At 70.1% G+C, this 5155-nt stretch carries 4 protein-coding genes and 1 pseudogene; 1 reads left to right on the top strand and 4 read right to left on the bottom strand.

Annotated features, from left to right (window positions below):
- The 4 genes and pseudogenes from FNH09_RS44465 to FNH09_RS44450 form a co-directional block, all read right to left on the bottom strand.
- Positions 1-145 (bottom strand): annotated as a pseudogene (locus FNH09_RS44465) (rhamnose ABC transporter substrate-binding protein); the annotation flags it as partial.
- Positions 146-203: 58 nt separating this feature from the next.
- Complete coding sequence (locus tag FNH09_RS44460) at positions 204-1196, bottom strand: ABC transporter permease (protein WP_152895562.1); 993 nt, start codon at positions 1194-1196, stop codon at positions 204-206.
- Positions 1189-2229, bottom strand: a complete 1041-nt coding sequence (locus FNH09_RS44455) for an ABC transporter permease (protein ID WP_152895561.1) — start codon at positions 2227-2229, stop codon at positions 1189-1191. The genes FNH09_RS44460 and FNH09_RS44455 overlap by 8 nt, the downstream gene beginning before the upstream one ends.
- Positions 2226-3743: a sugar ABC transporter ATP-binding protein gene (locus FNH09_RS44450; protein ID WP_152895560.1), complete on the bottom strand. Its 1518-nt coding sequence runs from the start codon at positions 3741-3743 to the stop codon at positions 2226-2228. Before FNH09_RS44450 ends, FNH09_RS44455 begins: the two co-directional genes overlap by 4 nt.
- 260 nt (positions 3744-4003) lie before the next feature.
- Here FNH09_RS44450 and rhaI point away from each other — a divergent pair.
- The coding region (rhaI, locus tag FNH09_RS44445; RefSeq protein WP_162470039.1) for an L-rhamnose isomerase at positions 4004-5155 on the top strand (1152 nt) is incomplete at its 3' end.

The following is a 5155-nucleotide window of genomic DNA, read 5'->3' as shown; positions in this document are numbered from 1 at the left end:
GGTCGGCCGTACCGCCCGCGGCGGCCGAACCGCTGTCAGCGGCGACATCGTTCTTGGTGGTGCCACCGCACGCGGTGACGCCCAGGGCGAGGGAAGTGACGGCGGCCAGGGCCGCACAGGCACGACGGATCGACGACTTGCGCATGGCGTGTTCCTTTACGAGGGTGAGCGAAGCGGGTTGCCGGGCTGAGGTGGGACGGGAGTTACGACGTCGGGGTCGAGGCGGCCCTGCGGCCCGCGCGTGCCACGGAGATCTGCCGCGCGACCCGGGGGCCGAGCACGGAGACGACGAGCAGGACGCCCGTGACGACGATCTGCGACTGGGCCGAGACGTTCACCAGGCTCATCACGTTCTGGAGCGCGCCGAGCAGGAAGACTCCCGCGATCGCGCCGCCGAGCGTGCCCTTGCCGCCGTCGAAGTCGATACCGCCGAGCAGTACGGCGGCCACGACGGACAGTTCGAGGCCGGTGGCGTTGTCGTAGCGGGCGCTGGCGTAGTGCAGTGCCCAGAAGATGCCGGTGAGGGACGCCATCAGGCCGGTCATCGTGAAGAGGATCAGCTTCTGGCGCCGGACGCGGATGCCGGCGAACCGGGCCGCCTCCTCGCTGGCGCCGATGGCGTAGAGCGAGCGTCCGAAGGGGGTGGCGTGCAGCGCCACCACGGCGATCGCGAGCAGGACCAGGAAGGGCAGGAAGGCCTGCGGGAGGAAGCTGTCCCCCAGCCGTCCGGCCGCGAAGTCCAGGTACTGGGTGGGGAAGTCGGTCACCGCGTCGGAGCCGAGCACGATCTGCGCGATGCCGCGGTAGGCGGCGAGGGTGCCGATGGTGACGGCGAGGGAGGGCAGTCCGAGCCGGGTCACCAGCAGGCCGTTGATCAGCCCGCAGACCACGCCGAGCAGCAGGCACAGCGGGATGATCGTCTCGATGGTCATGCCCTGGTTCCACAGGGCGCCCATCACGGCGCCGGACAGGCCGGCCGTGGAGGCCACCGAGAGGTCGATCTCGCCGGACACCACGAGCAGGGTCATGGGCAGCGCGACCATCGCGATCGGCAGGGTGTTGCCGATCAGGAACGACAGGTTGAGGGCGTTGCCGAACCCGTCGACGAAGCCGAAGGAGAACAGCAGGACCACGATGAGCAGGGCGCCGACGACCGTGTCCCAGCGGACGGCGCGCACGAGAGCGGAGTCAGCCATGACGGGCGTTCCTCTTCTTCAGGGCCTGGGCCACGCGCAGCGCGACGATGCGGTCGACCGCGATGGCGAGGAGGAGCAGGATGCCGTTGATCGCGAGCACCCAGACGGAGCTGACACCGAGGGCGGGCAGCACGCTGTTGATCGAGGTGAGCAGCAGGGCGCCGAGCGCGGCGCCGTAGACGCTGCCGGAGCCGCCGGTGAAGACCACGCCGCCGACCACGACCGCGCTGACGACGGTGAGTTCGTAGCCGTTGCCGGTGCCGGAGTCGACGTTGCCGAACCGGGCCAGGTACAGGGCGCCCGCGAGGCCGGCCAGGCCGCCGCAGAAGGTGTACGCGACCAGGATCCGCTTGCGGACCGGGATGCCGGCGAGCCGGGCGGCCTCGGGGTTGGAGCCGAGCGCGTACATCTCGCGGCCGCTGCCGAAGTGCTTGAGGTAGTACGCCGTGCCCACCAGGACGGCGAGCGCGATCAGGGCCAGCCAGGGCACCGCGGAGATGCCTCCGGCGCCGAAGTCGACGAATCCGCCGGGCAGGTCGGCCGCGGTGATCTGGCGGGAGCCGACCCAGATGGAGTCGATGCCGCGGATGATGTACAGCGTGCCGAGGGTGACCACGAGCGCGGGCACCTGGCCGAGGCTGACCAGCAGTCCGTTGAGCAGTCCGAAGCCGATGCCGAGCAGGATCGCCAGGACGACCGCCACGACCGGGTTTCCGCCGCCCTGGAGGTAGATGCCCGCGGCGAAGGCGCTGATGCCGAGGGTGGAGCCGACGGACAGGTCGACGTTGCGGGTGATGACCACCAGGGACTGTCCGGTGGCGACCAGGACCAGGATGGTCGCGTTGAGCAGCAGGTCTTTGATGCCCTGCTCGGAGAGGAACTCGCTGTTGCCCATCTGGGTGACGGCGATCATCACCAGGAAGACGACCAGGATGGCGAGTTCGCGCATCTTGAAGACGCGGTCGACCAGCCGGGTGCCGCTGGACTTGGCCACTTCGCCGGCCGGGGCGGGGCTGGGTGCGGTCACCGTCATGCGGCGGCCCTCCCGGTGGCTGCGGCCATCACGGACTCCTCGGTTGCTTCGGAGCGGGGGATCTCGGCCGTGAGCCGGCCTTCGTGCATGACCAGCACGCGGTCGGCCATGCCGAGGATCTCGGGCAGGTCGGAGGAGATCATCAGGACGGCGACGCCGTCGGCGGCCAGCTGCGACAGCAGCCGGTGGACCTCGGCCTTGGTGCCGACGTCGATGCCGCGGGTGGGCTCGTCGACGATGAGCACCTTGGGGCCGGTGGCCAGCCACTTGGCCAGCACGACCTTCTGCTGGTTGCCGCCGGACAGGGTGCCGACCGCGTCGGCGATCCGGGCGTACTTGACCTGGAGCTTCACCGCCCAGTCGAGGGAGCGGCTGCGCTCGGCGCCCCGGTCCACGAGACCGGCCTTCACGCTGGTGCGCAGTCCGGTCAGGCCGATGTTCCGTTCGATGGACATGTCCATCACCAGGCCCTGGGCGCGCCGGTCCTCGGGGACCAGGGCGATCCCGGCGGACATCGCGGCGGACGGGGAGCCGCCCGCGAGCGCGCGTCCGTCGACCTCGACATCGCCCGCGTCCCGGCGGTCGATGCCGAAGACGGCCCGCGCGACCTCCGTGCGGCCGGCTCCGACCAGTCCGGCCAGCCCGACGATCTCGCCGCGCCGCACCTCGAAGGAGACGTCGGTGAAGACGCCCTCGCGGGTCAGGCGGCGCACGCTCAGCAGCACCTCGCCGGGCGTCACGTCCTGCTTGGGGTACAGCTCCTCGAGGTCGCGGCCGACCATGCGGCGGACGAGGTCGTCCTCGGTCATGCCCTCCAGCGGCTCGCTGGAGATCAGGGCGCCGTCGCGCAGGGTGGTCACCCGCTGGCAGATCGCGAAGATCTCCTCCAGCCGGTGGGAGATGAACAGGACGGCGGCGCCCTGTTCACGCAGGGTGCGTACGACACCGAAGAGGCGGGCGACCTCGCTGCCGGTGAGGGCGGCGGTCGGCTCGTCCATGATCAGGACCCGCGCGTCGAAGGAGAGCGCCTTGGCGATCTCGACGATCTGCTGGTCGGCGATGGACAGGCCGCGGGCCGGGCGGTCGGGGTCGAGGTCGACGCCCAGGCGCCGCATCAGGGCGGCGGTCTCGGCGTGGGTGGCCTTGTGGTCGATGCGGCCGAGGGCGCGCCGCGGCTGGCGGCCCATGAAGATGTTCTCGGCGATCGACAGGTCGGGAAAGAGCGTGGGCTCCTGGTAGATCACGGCGATGCCGGCGTCACGCGCGTCACCGGGGCCGTGGAAGACGACGGGCGCACCGTCGAGCAGTACCTGGCCGGCGTCCGGTCGGTGCACCCCGGCGAGCGTCTTGATGAGGGTCGACTTGCCCGCACCGTTCTCGCCGGCGAGGGCGTGGACCTCGCCGGGGAACAGCGTCAGGGAGACGTCCCGCAGGGCGCGGACGGCGCCGAAGGACTTGGCGATGTCCTTCAGTGCCAGCACCGGGGCCGGACCCGTGTCGGACGGGTTGGTCATTGGGGGCTCCTCGACGACGCCGGCGGGCTGCCCCTCAGCGTCGTGAAAGGTTTCAACTGGATTGCCGGGACGTTAGACAGATCCGGCATGTGACGTCAATGGGTCCGTGTCGAAAAAGTTTCGACAGCGCAAGGTCTCGTTCTTGTTACGGGGGGCCGTCCCGGCCGCAGGGGTTGACACCCGTTCGGAGGGCTCATAACTTCCCCTTCTGAAACGTTTCATTGAACTCGTTCCCCCAACGACGTCCCAGGAGCCCTGAAGTGACCGATCTCGCCGCGGTGAAGGCCGCCCTCAAGACCCAGGCCGTCGAGACTCCGTCGTGGGCGTACGGCAACTCGGGAACCCGCTTCAAGGTGTTCGCGCAGCCCGGCGTGCCCCGCGATCCCCGGGAGAAGCTGGACGACGCGGCCCAGGTGCACGCCTGTACGGGCGTCGCCCCGACCGTCGCGCTGCACATCCCCTGGGACAAGGTCGACGACTACGCCGCCCTGGCCAAGCACGCCGAGGACCGCGGGGTGCGGCTGGGCGCGATCAACTCCAACACGTTCCAGGACGACGACTACAAGCTGGGCAGCATCTGCCATCCGGACGCGGCGGTGCGCCGAAAGGCTGTCGATCACTTGCTGGAGTGTGTCGACATCATGGACGCCACCGGGTCGCACGACCTGAAGCTGTGGTTCGCCGACGGCACGAACTACCCCGGCCAGGACGACATCCGCGGCCGCCAGGACCGGCTGGCCGAGGGGCTCGCCGAGGTGTACGCGCGGCTGGGCGAGGAGCAGCGGATGCTGCTGGAGTACAAGTTCTTCGAGCCCGCCTTCTACGCCACCGACGTCCCGGACTGGGGCACCGCGTACGCCCACTGCCTCAAGCTCGGCCCGAAGGCGCAGGTCGTGGTGGACACCGGCCACCACGCGCCGGGCACCAACATCGAGTTCATCGTGGCCACGCTGCTGCGCGAGGGCAAGCTCGGCGGGTTCGACTTCAACTCCCGCTTCTACGCGGACGACGACCTGATGGTCGGCGCCGCGGACCCCTTCCAGCTGTTCCGGATCATGTACGAGGTCATCCGCGGCGGCGGGTTCGTGCCCGATGTGGCCTTCATGCTCGACCAGTGCCACAACATCGAGGCGAAGATCCCGGCGATCATCCGCTCGGTGATGAACGTGCAGGAGGCCACCGCGAAGGCACTGCTGGTCGACCGTGACGCGCTGGCCGCTGCGCAGCGGTCGGGCGACGTGCTGGAGGCGAACGCGGTGCTGATGGACGCGTACAACACGGACGTACGTCCGCTGCTGCGCGAGGTGCGCGAGGAACTCGGGATCGATCCCGACCCGATCGCTGCGTACCGCCGGTCCGGCTGGGCCGAGCGGATCGTCGCGGAGCGGGTGGGTGGCGAGCAGGCGGGGTGG

It is taken from the genome of Streptomyces adustus (genome assembly GCF_009377175.1).
Lineage (GTDB): Bacteria > Actinomycetota > Actinomycetes > Streptomycetales > Streptomycetaceae > Streptomyces > Streptomyces adustus.
This window is presented reverse-complemented; position numbering and strand designations above follow the sequence as displayed.

What these genes read in the sequence shown, in the direction of transcription:
- FNH09_RS44450 (WP_152895560.1), bottom strand. Translation starts at nt 3,743, where the DNA reads ATGACCAACCCGTCCGACACGGGTCCGGCCCCGGTGCTGGCACTGAAG.
- FNH09_RS44455 (WP_152895561.1), bottom strand. Translation starts at nt 2,229, where the DNA reads ATGACGGTGACCGCACCCAGCCCCGCCCCGGCCGGCGAAGTGGCCAAG.
- FNH09_RS44460 (WP_152895562.1), bottom strand. Translation starts at nt 1,196, where the DNA reads ATGGCTGACTCCGCTCTCGTGCGCGCCGTCCGCTGGGACACGGTCGTC.